Here is a 14,792-nt window from a genome sequence, read left to right as displayed (position 1 = left end):
GTAAGCGTCCGGCAAACCCATCTTGAGTGTGATGCCGAAGGCTTCAAGATAGTGTCCACTTATTCTTTAGTGGACACTATCTATGAACAACGTAAGCGTAACCCGCCCTTACCGAAAACGTCGCCGACACGCTCCGGAATTTAAAGCTCGGCTGGTGGCCGAGTGCCACAGACCTGGAGCTTCTGTTTCCCGCATTGCCCTGGATAACGACCTCAACGCCAACCAACTTCGGCGCTGGATCAGAGAGTCGAAGCAAGACGATGGAAGCCAAGCCCCAGCCTTTCTACCGGTTCGTTTTCCAGCGACGGCCGTGCATACCACGAAACCTGCCGATAAGGATCGCACCATCCGCATCGAGATTCCGCGAGCCGGCGGCCCGGTTGTGGTGGAATGGCCCGCCGATCAAGGTCAGCAATGCGCGGCGTTTCTGCGCGAACTGTTGCCATGATCCGCATTGACGAGATCTGGCTGGCCACCGAGCCCTTGGATATGCGGGCTGGGCCAGACACCGCGTTGGCGCGTGTCGTCCAGGTGTTCGGCTCAGCCAGGCCCCATTGTGCGTACCTGTTCGCCAACAAACGGGGCAACCGAATGAAAGTGTTGATCCACGACGGTCTTGGTATATGGCTCTGTGCCCGTCGATTGAATCGCGGCAAGTTCCACTGGGGCGAAACCTGGCGTGGCAAGCAACTGTTATTAACAGACGAACAATTGGCTGCGCTGGTTCAAGGGTTGCCGTGGCAACGCCTCGGTGCCGCCGGTGTGATCTCGATTCTGTAACCACAAGCCGGTTACCCAGACCATCATCAGAATGGCGAATCGTCACAGTGGCCGTGACTTGGGATACTGTTCTGCATGTCACAACGTCCCGACCTTAATCAACTCTCCGCCGATCAACTCCGTGCCCTAGTCACGGATCTGTTCGATCGCGTAGAAAATAAGGATCGAGCACTCGTACACCGCGATGCAGTCATCGAGAAACTGACCCACGAAGTGGCCATCCTTAAACGCCACAAGTTCGCCCGTCGCAGCGAACAACTGGATGCGGTTCAAGGCCGCTTGCTGGATGAGCTGATCGACAGCGACATTGCTGCCATCGAGGCTGAACTGGCACAACTCACAGCCGCCGAAACACCGCCCAAGCCAAAAATACAACCCAAGCGGGCTCCACTGCCACCGGAGTTGCCCCGCACCCTGATCCATCACGAACCCGAGAACACTCAGTGTCGCTGCGGCTGCCAGCTCAAGCGCATAGGCGAAGACGTCAGTGAAAAGCTGGATTACGTGCCGGGCGAGTTCACAGTGGAGCGCCACATCCGCGGCAAATGGGCCTGTGAGCAGTGCGAAACCCTGACCCAGGCACCGGTGCCTCCGCAGGTTATCAATAAAGGCATTCCCACCGCCGGATTACTGGCTCAGGTGCTGGTGGCCAAGTACTCGGATCATTTACCACTATACCGTCAAGAACGTATCTTCGGTCGTGCTGGCCTCGCTATCCCGCGCTCAACTCTGGCGGAATGGGTAGGCGCTTGCGGTGTGCAGCTGCAACCGCTGGTGAATGCTCTTAGAAATGCACTACTGGAACACGGCGTTCTGCACGCCGATGAAACACCGGTCAGCATGCTGGCTCCGGGCAAGAAAAAAACCCACAAAGCCTATGTCTGGGCCTATTGCACCACACCGTTCTCCAATCTGAAGGCCGTTGTTTACGACTTCGCCCCAACCCGGGCGGGTGAGCACGCTCGAACCTTCCTGGAAGGCTGGCAAGGCAAACTGGTCTGCGACGATTACTCGGGCTACAAGGCGGGCTTCGGCAACGGCATCACCGAAATCGGTTGTATGGCCCATGCCCGTCGCAAGTTCTACGACCTACACCAAGCTAACCAGAGCCAAATAGCGGCACAGGCTCTGGAATACATCGGTCAGCTGTATCAGATCGAGCGAGAAGCCAAAGACCTGCCGCCGGATAAGCGACAGCAAATCAGAAATGAAAAGGCCAGACCAATAGCCGATGCCCTGCATCAATGGATGTTGGCGCACCGACAGAAAGTGCCGGATGGCTCCGGCACGGCCAGAGCCTTGGACTACAGTCTCAAACGCTGGACAGCGCTGACGCGCTATCTGGACGATGGCGCAGTGCCCATCGACAACAACTGGATGGAAAACCAGATACGCCCGTGGGCATTGGGTCGGAGTAACTGGTTGTTCGCAGGTTCATTGCGAAGTGGTCAACGCGCTGCTGCGGTGATGACGTTAATCCAGTCCGCAAAGCTCAATGGGCATGATCCGTATGCCTATTTGAAAGATGTTCTGACGAAACTGCCGACGCAGAAAAACAACGCCATTGATGAACTGCTACCGCACAACTGGAGGCCGGTGAGCATTAGCAAGGTGTGATGGGCGGACGCTTACGTTTAGAGCACTCAGATGATGAAACCGTAGAGGCTGCTCGAGTTGCAGCGGACAACAGCGATTGGGCGGGATTCGTTACGGCTATGTATGGCCCGTGTGCCAAGCGTGCCGACCACCCTATAAAAGCGGCCAAATGGCTGGAGTTCGATCAGGACACTGGAGAATACCTTGATTGCCCCATTAACCAGTATGGCGAGCTCTCCAAGGGCAAGTTGTTTGGTCTTTATGCTCGGGGTCGATACTGGATTACGAGAACTTTACGGTGGGAGGTGAAACGACCGCAGCGAACGATAGAATTAACCTCCACATCGCACGACTCCTGGCTCGAACGCCTTCAACGCCTCTCTCAAGTCCGTGAAGTGACACTTGCGGAAATTGACGCACTTCCTGACGACACCGCTTATGCATGGGAGAAGCTGAACAGTGAGGATTTCCCGCCACCTTGGAGTTCTGTCAATAACTGTACTGGGATTGAGCAGCGACCACCCTAGATAGTGTTCTGATTTTGAGCTCTAACCCCGGCAGCTTTACGCTTTGCGACAGTCTTCGCTCCAAGATTCCGGTATCCAGGGCTGATTTCACCCGCCGAGAAAAGATGACCTATTATTCTTTGGAAGAACTTAATCGTCGCTGCGTCTTCTCGACGAACCGGTTCACAATAGTAAGGGATGCTGCGATAAAGACTAGCTATGACTCTTCTTTGTGTTCGTTTGACCTTGGCATTGTTCCCGTCAAGGACAACGCCTGTAATGACTTTCTCTGTGCTCGCGCTGTATCTTCGAATCTTATGGCTGCCGTAACCCCTGCTGTTTTTAAGGTAATTCTGTACATAGGAAACAAAGTCTTTGGGGATTTTCTCTCCCGAGAACGTCAAGTCATCGACGTAGAGTGTAAACCTGAGATTACGGGACCTAGAATACGCATTAATATGGTTGAACGCTGGAAGGTTCACCATAAATGCCATGCTTTGACTAAGGGGGCTGCCAGTTGGGATATAAGAACGAACTGTCGACAGTTCCGCCAATGTTTCAGCTATATCCTCTGAACAACGAAATGTCTTCCTCAGTCCCCGGCTCACAATGCTCTTTGTGGTCGAAGGGTAGAACTTTTTTATATCAACTTTTACAACCGCATGGTGACCTAGATGTCGTTTAGCATTATCAACATGAGAGCGCCCTCGGACGCCAGACATCAAATAGTCAGGCTTTTCGATCCGATTCAGAAGAGAGTTCAACCTTTTATGGATGCGAAGGAGTTGCGCTTTCGGAATTTCTATGTCTCTGGGGTCTTCGTCACCGACACTGCCAAATTTATAATTCGCATCACCGCGCGCTACCAACTTCTTTAGAGTTGATGGCTGCACAGCAAGTATCTTAGCGAGACGTTTATGATTGGAGAGTTTGTATAAAGGGCTTTGATCAATTGGGTATTTTTTTCGAGTTCTCATCAAAGGCCGACATCCATAGGCTGAGTTTCAGATATCCGTTAAACATTTTCAGAAAAAAAGTCCGAATAGTTTCGAAGAAAGGAACTCGACGCTCACTGCCCACTAAGAGTATACGCATTAACCTTTTGTCTATGCTGAGCTTTGAAGCATAGTAGTCTGAAAGCGCCAGAGGAACACCCAAACACCCACTTTCAATTAAGCAAAGCGTTTCAAAAGTTAGCTGGGTTCGGACTTGCACTTCTCTTTGATCTATCTCAAGAGCTAAGCGCAGATATTTTGTGTTAACCATATTTGCTCTCGTATTCGTTTGAGGTTATGTGCCCGCGGGTGATGTAGAAAGAGCCTATAAGCTCATCCAACGGGCAATGCCATACCTGCTGTTGTAAGCAGAGCAATGATCAGAAGTTGTAGAATCCAGAAAACGACCTTAGCCGTAACCAGAACTGTAACCCTAACCATGGCAGGATGCCGTAATAGACGCCCTACCTTACCAACCCATCGTCTTCCAAAAACCTTCATTCGCTTCAGCATGATTGCACCTCTTAGTTACGCCCGCCGAAATTGACGGACTCACAGAGTAACTAAGTTAAAACGACAGGGAGTGTTTGGAAGTTTTTACCCACGAACTAACCTGCTCGTCTCACAGACGAGCGATCCGGGCGACGCGAAGTCGGCTTGCCGCGCGCGCGCGTTCACCGGATCAGACAGAGTCTTTCAACTCCACGAAATGTTTCCACTTCTAATTTAAGCTAACGCTTCTCTGTGATACTTCCCTGATTGAAGGCACACCAACAATAGCAGATGAAAAACAGGAGTCAACTTCACGAGAACACTCAACTGCCTTGCGCCTAAGTAAAAAGATAGCTTTTAAAGAAGTAAGTTTTGTCTACATAGCGTCTACATAAGATAAACGCCAGGAAATCGGACATGACAGGAATTCTGTAAGCTATTGAAAAATATGGTGCTCCGGGCCGGAATCGAACCGGCACGACCGTGAGGTCGAGAGATTTTAAGTCTCTTGTGTCTACCAATTTCACCACCGGAGCATTCGGGGGGAAGTTTTGAGGGCCGGAATTGTATAAGGCCATGGGCGATAACGCAATTCAAAACACCCTCAGTTAGTTTTTCCCTCAGGCTACTGGCTTCCGGGCCATCCCTTTGTAGATATACCCGGCTATCTTCGGTGATTTCGGAATGTAGAGGTTTTCCAGTTCCTCAAGCTCAAACCCGGCATGGCGGATCAGGTCTGCGATATGGCGGTTCAGGTGGCAGCCACCCGCCAATTTTTTCCAGCTTGGGTTGATGCGGTTTTGCCATTTGCGGGTGCTGTCATCGGGCGACTCGCCGTGCTCCAGGAACAGGAGTTCTCCTCCAGGCTTTAACACGCGCTTCATTTGCAGCAGCGCGGCGTTCCAGTCGGGAATGGTGCACAGGGTGAAGGTAAGCAAAACGGTATCCACGCTGTTATCTTGTAGCGGTATTTGCTCCCCCGGCAGGCCCAGCCACTCCACATGAATGGGCGCGCGCTTTAGATTTGGCTGTGCTTTGCGGCGCATGCCTTCCGAAGGCTCCAGGCCGTAAACCATTTCCACGGTGTCCGGGTTGTAGAATTCCAGGTTAATACCCGATCCCATGCCTACTTCCAGCACACGGCCTTTGGCCCGGGGTACTAGCTGGCTACGCAGTTTCATAACCTGCCCCATGGAGCAGGCCTTGTCGATAATATGCGGCAGGATGCGTTCTTCGTAAAAGCTCATGCTTTCCACCATACTTGTTTTTAGTCAACGGGTGCGACAATCTGCCCTATCGGTTTAGCAGCGATATCCAGTAGCATGCTCTCTAACTGCCGGTAAAAACAATATTACAATTCAGGCTGTGGCAGCTGTGGAGTGGGTGCGCTGTGCTCGCTTATTGTGACGTTAACCTTTACCGGGGGTTCCTATGGAACTAGATCCTCTCATCCTATCGCGAATCCAGTTCGCTTTTGTCGTGTCATTTCACGCCATTTTTCCGGTGTTCACCATCGGTCTTGCTTCCTACATTGCCGTACTTGAAGGGCTTGCGTACAAAACCAGGAACCCGGTATGGCTGAAGCTGTCTTCATTCTGGACCACGGTGTTTGCGGTGGTCTTCGGAATGGGTGTGGTATCCGGGATTGTTATGTCGTTCCAGTTTGGTACCAACTGGAGTAATTTCTCCCAGGCGTCTGCCAACTTCCTTGGGCCCATGCTCAGCTATGAGGTTATTACCGCCTTCTTCCTTGAAGCGGCGTTTCTTGGGGTGTTGCTCTTCGGGCGCGATCGCGTGCCACCTGGTGCACACCTGTTTGCCGCAATCATGGTCGCCACGGGCACCTTCATATCGTCGTTCTGGATTCTGTCAGCTAACAGCTGGATGCAAACACCTGCCGGAACCGAGCTGCGAGATGGCATCTTCTACGTTACTTCCTGGAGCGAGGCGATATTTAACCCGTCTTTCCAGTTCCGCTTCGCCCATAAGGTTATCGCTTCGTTCCTGACCGGCGGCTTTGTTGTGGCCGGTGTCAGCGCGTGGTATCTGCTCAAAGGCCGTGAGGTGGAGGCAAACCGAAAAGCATTGTCCATGTGCCTTTGGTTGCTGTTGATTCTTGCACCTGCGCAGTTGGTGGTTGGCGATTTCCACGGGTTGAATACCCTTGAGCACCAGCCAACAAAAGTGGCGGCAATGGAAGGCAACTGGGAAACCTCCCGCAACGTTCCGCTGTTGTTGTTCGCGATTCCTGATCAGGAAAACCAAACCAACCATTATGAAATTGGTGTACCCAGCCTTGCCAGCCTGATTCTTACCCACGAATGGGACGGCGAGATTCCTGGCCTTAAAGATGTTCCTGTAGCAGAGCAGCCACCGGTTGCCATCGTATTCTGGTCCTTCCGGATTATGGTTGGGTTGGGAATGTTGATGATTCTTTTTGCTCTTACCGGTCTCGTTCTGCGTGCAGGTGGCCGCTATTGGCAGGCACCCTGGTTCCTTCAGGGTATGCGATTCATGAGCGTTGCGCCGTTTATTGCTGTTCTCACGGGTTGGTTTGTAACCGAGTTTGGGCGGGCTCCATGGCTGGTCTATGGAATGATGACTCAGGCTGAGTCAGTCACCCCATCCCTCACCGGCGGTATGGCGCTGTTTACTTTGATTGGCTACGTGGTTGTGTATGCCCTGGTGTTCACGGCAGGCGTTTATTACCTCATGCGGGTGCTTTACGAAGGTATGGAGAACGATAAGCACGAGCCAGACACCCAGTCTGAACGGGCTAAACGGCCTATGTCTGCCGCACACACGTCATTTGAACTCCAAGACTCCAAAGAACAGCCGACCAAACAGGGAGGACACTGATTATGGAACTGCTTGATCTGGCACTCGTGTGGGCATTTATCATCGGTTTTGGCGTAATCATGTATGTGTTGATGGACGGCTTCGATCTGGGCGTGGGAATACTCTTCCCCTTCGCCCCGACAGAGCAGGATCGCGACGTGATGATGAACTCGGTTGCTCCGGTATGGGATGGCAACGAAACCTGGCTGGTGCTCGGCGGTGCCGGGTTGCTGGGCGCATTCCCGCTGGTCTACAGCATATTGCTGCCGGCCTTGTACATTGGCGTGTTCCTGATGCTGGCCGGCCTGATTTTCCGGGGCATTGCCTTTGAATTCCGATTCAAAGCGCGCACCTCCCGTTATCTTTGGAACTGGGCCTTTGCCGGTGGCTCGACTGTGGCCGCATTCGCCCAGGGCGTGGTTGTAGGCACTTACATTCAGGGCTACGAAACCGCCAATGGCGTGTTCACTGGCGGTGCGTTTGATTGGCTGACCCCGTTCACTGTACTGACTGGCCTTGGGCTGCTCGCTGGTTATGCACTGCTGGGCTCTACATGGCTGATTCTGAAAACCGAAGGCCGGTTGCAGGAGTGGGCGTACAAAATCACCCTGCCCTTGTTAGCCGCTGTGCTGGTGGTGTTTGGCATTATCAGTGTGTGGACACCGTTTATAGACGATATGGTTCGCGACCGCTGGTTCAGCAACCTGAGCCTTATCTGGATTCTGCCAGCACTGACTTTGCTGTGCGCTTTCCAGATATTCCGGTCGGTGCGTAACCGGTTTGAAGGCATGCCTTTCGTGGCCACTATGGGATTGTTCATAACAGCCTATCTGGGTTTGATTGTCAGCCGGTGGCCGTATCTGGTTCCGCCTGACTACACCCTGTGGGATGCAGCCTCGGCTTACGATTCGCAGCTGTTCCTTTTGATCGGTTTGCTGATTGTTATTCCATTTGTACTCACCTACACGGCGTGGACCTATTGGGTTTTCCGGGGCAAGGTACGTGCTGGGGAGGGTTACCACTAAGTGACAAAGCAGGCTCTTGACCAGCGCGCAGTACGGCGCTGGCTTTCAGGGCTTACAAGTGGCAACCGGCGCTGGATTCAGGGTACGGTTGCCGCAGGTACCCTGGCCGGCGTCGCCACCATCGTGCAGATGGTGTTTCTGGCGCGCATTGTTCACCTTGGTGTTATCGAGCATGCGCCAGCCTCCGAGTTGGCGCCCTATTTTTTTGGCCTTGTTCTGGCTATTGTTTTCCGATCTGTAGCCCAGGGCGTGCAAACTCACCTTGCGGCACGATGCAGCGAACAAGTACGCCGCACTGCACGGCGTCAGATCCATCAGCACTGGTGCAGCATGGGTCCACTTGAATTGGGGCAAACCTCTGCAGGTAGTCTGGCAAGAGAGTGGATTGACCACGTTGATGCCTTGCACGGTTATTTCGCTCGCTTTCTTCCCCAAATGGCGCTTTCCCTGATCGTTCCGCTTTTGATTCTGATGTTGGTGTTCTATCTCGACTGGCTTGCCGGGATTTTTCTGCTTCTGTCGGCCCCACTGATCCCATTCTTCATGGCACTGGTGGGTATGGGCGCGGAGAAGCTTAACCAACAGCATTTTGAGACTGTGAGCCGTTTATCTGGTCAGTTTCTGGATAAGGTTCGAGGCATAACCACTCTGCAATTGTTCGGGCAAACCGAAAGCGCTGCAGAAGTGATTCAACAGCGTTCGGATCAGTACCGCAAAATCACTCTGAAAACCCTGCGCGTTGCGTTTTTATCCTCAGCGGTTCTCGAGTTCTTCGCGTCTGTCGCCATCGCGGTCATCGCTATCTACATCGGTTTTGGTCTTCTGGGTTACATAACCTATGGGCCGTCTTCGGATTTAACGCTGTTCTCCGGGCTGTTGATTCTGTTGTTGGCGCCGGAGTTCTTTCAGCCATTGCGCATACTCTCCCAGCACTACCACGATCGGGCCGCTGCGCTTGGGGCTGGTGCTGAGATTCTTGCCCGTTTGAATGAAGACGAACCGGCTGTTTCTTCCTCGAGCGATGAAACAGAAAGCCTAAGAGCTATGCCCTCAGTCCCCGAGCCCGTTACCGGCAACGAGACAATCAAGCTGAGCGCCGTGTCACTGGCTTTTCGCGCTGACCATAACGTTCTCAGGGATGTATCGCTGGTGATCGGTAAAGGCGATGTAATTGCCCTTACAGGCCCTTCTGGGGGTGGTAAATCCACGCTTCTGAATCTTCTTGCAGGATTTTTGGTGCCAGACAGCGGCGATATTCACCTGTTTGGCATGCCAGCAGGCAGCTTTGCCTTTGGCTGGCTAGGCCAGAGCGGATTTCTTGTGCACGGTACCTGGGCGGAGAACCTTCGGCTGACCAGTCCGGATGCTTCTGATGTGGCTATCGAGACAGCATTGAGAAACGTTGGCCTTGGCTCCTTGCTGGACAGCCGGGAAGACGGCATTTTCAGTCAGGTGTCGGAAGACGGCCAAGGCTTGTCTGGTGGTCAGGCCCGTCGTTTGAGCCTGGCACGAATTTTTGTGGCGGATTACGATGTAATTCTCCTGGATGAGCCAACTGCTGGCCTCGACAGCGACAGTGAGATGTTTGTTCTTGAGGCGCTTCACAAGCTTGCTATGGCGGGCAAGACACTGATCTTTTCCACCCATCATCAGGCGCTGCTGGCTCTCGCCAATCGCGTGCTATTGGTTTCTGGCGGGGAGGTTAAAGATGTCTGAACTGAAGCCATGGCTAACACTGATATATCAGCGCCCGGGCAGGCTCTTCGTAGGCGCCCTGCTGATGCTGGCCGCCCTGCTTTCGGGGCTTGGTCTGCTTGCGCTTTCCGGCTGGTTTATCACTGAAACTGCATTGGTGGGCGTTCTTCTGGCGGCCAGTTTGCCCGCCACCATCAATCTGTATGTGCCAGGCGGTGGCATCCGTTTTTTTGCAGTATCCCGTACAGTTTCCCGTTATGTGGAGCGGCTGTATAACCACGACACCGTGCTGCTACTGCTCACGGACATTCGCGTCGCCCTGTTTCGCAAGCTTGCCGCCACCGGACGAGGCCAGAGGCGGGAACTGACTGGTGCCCAGTGGTTATCGCGGCTTACCAGCGATGTGGATGCCCTCGACACCCTGTACCTGCGCCTGATTGCGCCAACGGCTCTGGCTGCGTTTGTGGCGCTGCTGCTTTTTGGACTGGCTTGGATACTGTTTGATGTCAGGATCGCTGCTGGCGTCGCCCTGATACTCGGCTTCGCTTTTGTAGTGGCCACGATCGGTGTTTACGCAAGAACAGCCAGGATTGCAGCCCGGCAGAGTGATCAGCAGGAATCTCTTCGCATGGCGGTTGTAGAGCACCTGGAAGGTTTTGCGGAGCTTACTGCAGCTGGCCGCGTAGGCAAACACGGTGCCTGGCTTATGCGCCAGGCGCACCAAACGGCAACGGAGCAGGTGAAAGCCGACTCCCGCACCGGCTGGCATCTGGCAGGCTCCAACTTGCTGATTAATCTTTCTGCAGCATTCGCACTCTGGGCAGGCTTCGAGTTGTTCCGCGCTGGCGCCATTTCCGGGCCAGTTCTGGTTCTGCTGCCCATCGCCCTGCTCGGCTTGGCAGAAGTTTACAGCATGCTGCCGGAAGCCTTTGGCAAGCTGGGTGCTACCCAGGCCTCTGCAGCGCGCTTGAACCGGGATTGCAGGAGTAAAGACTTTGAGGATGTGCGGGAGGCCATTGAACTACCTTCAGGCGCCGCTCTATTGGCCAAAGACCTCACCGTAAAGTATCCCGAACATGCACCGCTTTTTACCCACTTTGATTTGCAGGTAGCAACCGGCGAGCGAGTGGGTATTCTTGGCCATTCAGGTAGTGGCAAGTCATCCCTTGCGGATACGTTCTCTGGTCTTCTAACTCCTTCAAGCGGTGCCAGCTCAAGCCTTCCGTGTGCTTATCTCACTCAAAAAACGGTGTTGTTTGAAGATACCTTGCGGGCAAACCTGTTACTGGGCGCTCCGGATACAAGCGATGCACAGCTTTGGAGAGTTCTTGAGATGGTGGACCTTGCAGAGCGATTCGGCTCAGAGCGGGATCAACTTGATACATGGTTGGGAAGTTCAGGAAGCCGGCTTTCCGGTGGTGAGGCACGTCGCGTTGTGCTTGCCCGAGTGCTGTTAAGCCCTGCCCCCTTGCTGATACTGGACGAGCCATTTACCGGGGTTGATGCACCCACACGAGAGAAGATCACCAAGCAAATGGATGTCTGGCTGGAAGGACGAACAGTAATCAGCTTGGCACACGGGTCGGAAGCCCTTCCGGGCACCGACCGTGTGATTCATCTAGGCGTTTAAACCCCTGCGTTTACCGGGTTTCAACTACCTCAAACGTAAGCCCTGCTTTGCTGGTCAAACGGCCCAGCAGGTTGTCGCTGAGTATCGATGCGGGCGTCCAGAAGCCACCCTGCTTATCTGCAGGAACATCGAATGCCAGGCACATGCCGGCTTCGCCCAGCATTTTACCGGTAGAACCGTAGCCCGGGTCTGCATCGCCAGTCACCTTGGTGATCATGGTTTTGCCATCCGGGGTGCGCCCTACAAATCGCAAATCATAGAATCCTGCCTTTTGAGCTTCGGGGCTCGGGCCTTCGCCAGGCTGAGGCACGAACTTCTCGACCAACCAACGTGTTGGTTTAAGAGCAGACGCCGTCAAGAAACCCATCAGGGCCGCAGTAACACCATAAGCAGCCAAACGGCCCTTGGTGCCAGTGCCCGTCATTATGGCCTCATCGTAGGTGAACTCTTTGCCATAGCGGGCGTCTTGCAGGGCATTGGAGCGGTGCACAATACGGGTATTGATCGCACCCATAACAAATGGTGCCAGCCACACATTGAATGTTTTATCGAATTCCGCGCCTTTCAGAGCCGGCTGACGCACCTTTGAGCGATGCTCCGGTGGGCTGATAGAGAAAGGATTGGCTATTTCCTTACGCAGCTGCGAGTCGGATGCAGCTTCTTTGGCTACGTTGATAATAGAAGCAACCGTACCGCCGGAAACCCCGCCTTTGGCTACTTTCACACGCATGCGCACGTCTTGGCATGGCTCGCCAAACGTCTTTTCTGCCTGTTGTTGCAGGAACCAGACGCCCATATCCGACGGAATGGAATCAAACCCGCAGCAATGCACAATTCGTGCACCGGAAGCCTTGGCCTGATCTTCATAGCGGTCAACCATCTGGCGAATCCACTGAACTTCACCGGTTAAATCGCAATAGTCGGTGCCTGTCTCAACACAGGCTTTCACCAGAGGCTCACCGTACAGCGCGTAAGGCCCTACCGTGGAGATGATCACGCGGGTTTGTTCGCACATAGCTTTCAAGGCAGCGTCGTCGGTGGAATCTGCGAGAATCACCGGAAGTTCGCTTGCGTCAGCTCCCAAACCCGACTTTAGCGTGCTTAGCTTGGATTCTGAACGCCCGGCAATGGCCCACTTAACCTCGCCAGCAACGCCGTAGGTGTCATACAGGTATTGCGTAAGTATCTGGCCGACGAAACTGGTCGCACCGAACACAACCAGGTCGTAGGTGGTTTCTGCTGATTTGGTCATTGCCTGTCCTTTTTATGAGATCTTTTTGCCGGAATTGTGTGAGTTTTTCTGACTATTTACAGCGAATTCAATAGAAGGATCTTAGCAGCTTTGAGGTGCCGTTCTAACTTCACTGGGAGCGCTTTAGTGACGTCGTCACGGCCAATCGCACAGCTTGGTGTATAAGGCACACTGGTGAATATCGAATAGATGCACCTTTGGAGATTCCAATTGGCCATATTCCTCCTGATACTTTGTTTGCTTCTTGCCATATTCAGTGGTTTTCTTTGCTGGCAATTCATTGAGCAGCGCAAGATTCTGTCACACCTGATCACCGAAACAATGCGAGCAGACCCGGAAGCTGATCTTGGGAAAGAGCCAGACTTGATCCTTACGCTTAAAGTGCTCAACCCGATTACTGTGGCGAAGCGTGAATCCCGTTCTGCACGGGTTCTGGCGGATAAACTCCCGGTGATGGTACGAAAAATGGTGTACCAGGGCGTTATGAAAGAGCTGGAGCAAGAGATGGTTGAGCGTGAAATCGACGTGGAGCTGAAGATTGAGTATCGCTAGGAGTTTCGCACAGTGACCGTCCAGCTATCCTTGGCATTGCTTTTATTAGTTGTAGCATCTGGCGCTCTTGGCTATGGCTTCGTGCAAGCCAGGGGCTCCAGAGCTCTCATACGCAAGCTTAATTCCTACCGCATAAAGACCAACAGTGCTGTTCAAAAACGCCGCCTCGATCTCTATGAGGTGCGTAACCGGGCAAAACTTCTGGAAGACACGGTATCCAGTGGCGCGAGCGCTGTTGAGAAGGTGCACAGAGTCATCGCAAACACCACTTTTAGCCTGGTTGAGCGCCTTTCAAAAGACGACGAGGCCCGCGAAAGCGCCCTTAAAGCCCGCAAAACCCACGATCACACCAGCAAGCAGGTTTATCATGCGGTGCGCACCACGAATAAAGCCATTCATATTCTTGCTGACTCTCTGTTTATCACTAAAGCAGAGCGGCGAGTGATATTGAGAAGGGGCACCCCCGAGCAGAAAAAGAACGACGAATAGGTCGCAAGGCAGATCAGTTCTTTTTGAAGCGCTTTACGGTGGCCTCTACAGTAACGGTAAGTGACTCAAGCTCTGCCACACGCGCAAGACCTTCCGCTCCAGCCCGATACAAATGTGGCGTCATCGCCAGCAAGTCAGAAACAGACTGCTTATCCGGAAGAGTAAGGCTGAAACGAACGGCCGACGTATCCACAGCTGTGAAACCTTCAGGCGCATCACTTGGAGGCTGGCGAGGCTCTTTCAGCTCTGGATAGATAATGTTTCGCAGCTCTATTAGGTGATCCGGGCCTGCGTCTACCTGTACTATCTCCCCGCCAGGTCTGAGCACTCGGGCAAATTCCCTGTAAACCGGAAAGCCGAACAAACATAGTATGCAATCGAGTGTTTCGGGCAGTACCGGCAAGTTTGCGTTACTCCCAACTACCCATGCAGGCGTTTTATCCTGCTTGGCTGCGGATAATATGGCCCACTTTGAGATATCCAGTCCCAGCATCGCAAGGCGTGCTGCGTCTGGCATTTTCTCTGCCAGATATCGCATGTAGTACCCTTCCCCACACCCGGCATCCATACAAGCCATAGCCGCCTCACAGTGAGTTTCATGGAACACTGCCTGAAAAACTGCTTCAGCAATAGGCTCATAAAATCCCGCCGCCAGAAATCTCTTGCGTGCCGCAACCATCTCCTTGTTATCACCAGGATCTTTGGAGCGTTTGTTCTGAACGGGCAACAAATGAACGTATCCCTGGCGCGCAATATCAAAACTATGGCCAGCATCACACTGCCAACTTCTACCCTTTAGCTGCAGGACAGAACCGTCGATTGGGCAAGCAAGTGCTTCAAATGGGGTGATGGTCATTAATAGACATCCGGAGTGGAAGGCTGATTACGAGGGTAAGATTACAACTTATGGCTCTGCAACAAAAAAGACACCCGAAGGTGCCT

At 53.2% G+C, this 14,792-nt stretch carries 14 protein-coding genes and 1 tRNA gene; 9 read left to right on the top strand and 6 right to left on the bottom strand.

The window, feature by feature from the left end; translation table 11 throughout:
• Positions 1–82: 82 nt before the first annotated feature.
• From tnpA to tnpC, 3 genes are all read left to right on the top strand, one after another.
• Positions 83–448, top strand: coding sequence for an IS66-like element accessory protein TnpA (gene tnpA, locus RKA07_RS10675; RefSeq protein ID WP_200371919.1), 366 nt, complete (start codon positions 83–85; stop codon positions 446–448).
• Positions 445–780 carry an IS66 family insertion sequence element accessory protein TnpB gene (tnpB, locus tag RKA07_RS10670; RefSeq protein WP_200371918.1) on the top strand — a complete coding sequence of 112 codons (336 nt, stop codon included), beginning with the start codon at positions 445–447 and terminating at the stop codon, positions 778–780. Before tnpA ends, tnpB begins: the two co-directional genes overlap by 4 nt.
• A 75-nt stretch (positions 781–855) precedes the next feature.
• Complete coding sequence (tnpC, locus tag RKA07_RS10665; protein WP_200371917.1) at positions 856–2,397, top strand: IS66 family transposase; 1,542 nt, start codon at positions 856–858, stop codon at positions 2,395–2,397.
• Positions 2,398–2,899: 502 nt separating this feature from the next.
• Here the strand turns inward: tnpC and RKA07_RS10660 are convergent.
• The 4 genes from RKA07_RS10660 to RKA07_RS10645 all read right to left on the bottom strand — a co-directional run bounded on the left by RKA07_RS10660 (position 2,900) and on the right by RKA07_RS10645 (position 5,616).
• Positions 2,900–3,859, bottom strand: coding sequence for a reverse transcriptase family protein (locus RKA07_RS10660; protein ID WP_310966307.1), 960 nt, complete (start codon positions 3,857–3,859; stop codon positions 2,900–2,902).
• The gene (locus RKA07_RS10655; protein WP_200369568.1) at positions 3,831–4,148 is read right to left on the bottom strand and encodes a hypothetical protein; all 318 of its coding nucleotides are present in this window, start codon (positions 4,146–4,148) and stop codon (positions 3,831–3,833) included. Before RKA07_RS10655 ends, RKA07_RS10660 begins: the two co-directional genes overlap by 29 nt.
• A 670-nt stretch (positions 4,149–4,818) precedes the next feature.
• Positions 4,819–4,905 (bottom strand) — tRNA-Leu (locus tag RKA07_RS10650).
• Positions 4,906–4,989: 84 nt separating this feature from the next.
• Positions 4,990–5,616, bottom strand: a complete 627-nt coding sequence (locus RKA07_RS10645) for a class I SAM-dependent methyltransferase (RefSeq protein ID WP_200369567.1) — start codon at positions 5,614–5,616, stop codon at positions 4,990–4,992.
• Positions 5,617–5,800: 184 nt separating this feature from the next.
• On the opposite strand from RKA07_RS10645, the gene RKA07_RS10640 reads away from it, so the two are divergent.
• The 4 genes from RKA07_RS10640 to cydC are packed head-to-tail and all read left to right on the top strand — an operon-like array spanning position 5,801 to position 11,557.
• Positions 5,801–7,228 (top strand): cytochrome ubiquinol oxidase subunit I, encoded by a 1,428-nt coding sequence (locus RKA07_RS10640; RefSeq protein ID WP_200369566.1) that lies wholly within the window; start codon positions 5,801–5,803, stop codon positions 7,226–7,228.
• A gap of 2 nt (positions 7,229–7,230) precedes the next feature.
• A complete protein-coding gene (gene cydB / locus RKA07_RS10635; RefSeq protein WP_200369565.1) occupies positions 7,231–8,232 on the top strand; it encodes a cytochrome d ubiquinol oxidase subunit II in 1,002 nt (333 codons plus the stop codon).
• A complete protein-coding gene (gene cydD / locus RKA07_RS10630) occupies positions 8,233–9,948 on the top strand; it encodes a thiol reductant ABC exporter subunit CydD (RefSeq protein ID WP_200369564.1) in 1,716 nt (571 codons plus the stop codon).
• Complete coding sequence (cydC, locus tag RKA07_RS10625; RefSeq protein WP_200369563.1) at positions 9,941–11,557, top strand: thiol reductant ABC exporter subunit CydC; 1,617 nt, start codon at positions 9,941–9,943, stop codon at positions 11,555–11,557. The genes cydD and cydC overlap by 8 nt, the downstream gene beginning before the upstream one ends.
• A gap of 10 nt (positions 11,558–11,567) precedes the next feature.
• On the opposite strand, the gene RKA07_RS10620 is transcribed toward cydC, so the two are convergent.
• The gene (locus tag RKA07_RS10620) at positions 11,568–12,809 is read right to left on the bottom strand and encodes a saccharopine dehydrogenase family protein (RefSeq protein ID WP_200369562.1); all 1,242 of its coding nucleotides are present in this window, start codon (positions 12,807–12,809) and stop codon (positions 11,568–11,570) included.
• A gap of 210 nt (positions 12,810–13,019) precedes the next feature.
• On the opposite strand from RKA07_RS10620, the gene RKA07_RS10615 reads away from it, so the two are divergent.
• A complete protein-coding gene (locus RKA07_RS10615; protein WP_200200705.1) occupies positions 13,020–13,361 on the top strand; it encodes a hypothetical protein in 342 nt (113 codons plus the stop codon).
• 12 nt (positions 13,362–13,373) lie between these two features.
• Positions 13,374–13,850: a hypothetical protein gene (locus RKA07_RS10610; RefSeq protein WP_200200706.1), complete on the top strand. Its 477-nt coding sequence runs from the start codon at positions 13,374–13,376 to the stop codon at positions 13,848–13,850.
• Positions 13,851–13,863: 13 nt separating this feature from the next.
• Here RKA07_RS10610 and RKA07_RS10605 read toward each other — a convergent pair whose 3' ends face one another.
• The gene (locus RKA07_RS10605; protein WP_200369561.1) at positions 13,864–14,706 is read right to left on the bottom strand and encodes a putative RNA methyltransferase; all 843 of its coding nucleotides are present in this window, start codon (positions 14,704–14,706) and stop codon (positions 13,864–13,866) included.
• Positions 14,707–14,792 lie beyond the last annotated feature (86 nt).

It is taken from the genome of Marinobacter xiaoshiensis, assembly GCF_031631795.1.
In the GTDB taxonomy this organism is placed as follows: domain Bacteria; phylum Pseudomonadota; class Gammaproteobacteria; order Pseudomonadales; family Oleiphilaceae; genus Marinobacter; species Marinobacter xiaoshiensis.
The sequence above is the reverse complement of the archived record's forward strand: the minus strand, read 5'-3'. Positions and strand labels throughout refer to the sequence as shown.

Excerpts from the sequence above, each read along its gene's own strand:
- tnpC (WP_200371917.1), top strand. The coding sequence starts at position 856 with ATGTCACAACGTCCCGACCTTAATCAACTCTCCGCCGATCAACTCCGT.
- RKA07_RS10640 (WP_200369566.1), top strand. The coding sequence starts at position 5,801 with ATGGAACTAGATCCTCTCATCCTATCGCGAATCCAGTTCGCTTTTGTC.
- RKA07_RS10645 (WP_200369567.1), bottom strand. The coding sequence starts at position 5,616 with ATGAGCTTTTACGAAGAACGCATCCTGCCGCATATTATCGACAAGGCC.
- RKA07_RS10620 (WP_200369562.1), bottom strand. The coding sequence starts at position 12,809 with ATGACCAAATCAGCAGAAACCACCTACGACCTGGTTGTGTTCGGTGCG.
- tnpB (WP_200371918.1), top strand. The coding sequence starts at position 445 with ATGATCCGCATTGACGAGATCTGGCTGGCCACCGAGCCCTTGGATATG.
- tnpA (WP_200371919.1), top strand. The coding sequence starts at position 83 with ATGAACAACGTAAGCGTAACCCGCCCTTACCGAAAACGTCGCCGACAC.
- RKA07_RS10655 (WP_200369568.1), bottom strand. The coding sequence starts at position 4,148 with ATGGTTAACACAAAATATCTGCGCTTAGCTCTTGAGATAGATCAAAGA.
- cydB (WP_200369565.1), top strand. The coding sequence starts at position 7,231 with ATGGAACTGCTTGATCTGGCACTCGTGTGGGCATTTATCATCGGTTTT.
- RKA07_RS10660 (WP_310966307.1), bottom strand. The coding sequence starts at position 3,859 with ATGAGAACTCGAAAAAAATACCCAATTGATCAAAGCCCTTTATACAAA.
- cydC (WP_200369563.1), top strand. The coding sequence starts at position 9,941 with ATGTCTGAACTGAAGCCATGGCTAACACTGATATATCAGCGCCCGGGC.
- RKA07_RS10605 (WP_200369561.1), bottom strand. The coding sequence starts at position 14,706 with ATGACCATCACCCCATTTGAAGCACTTGCTTGCCCAATCGACGGTTCT.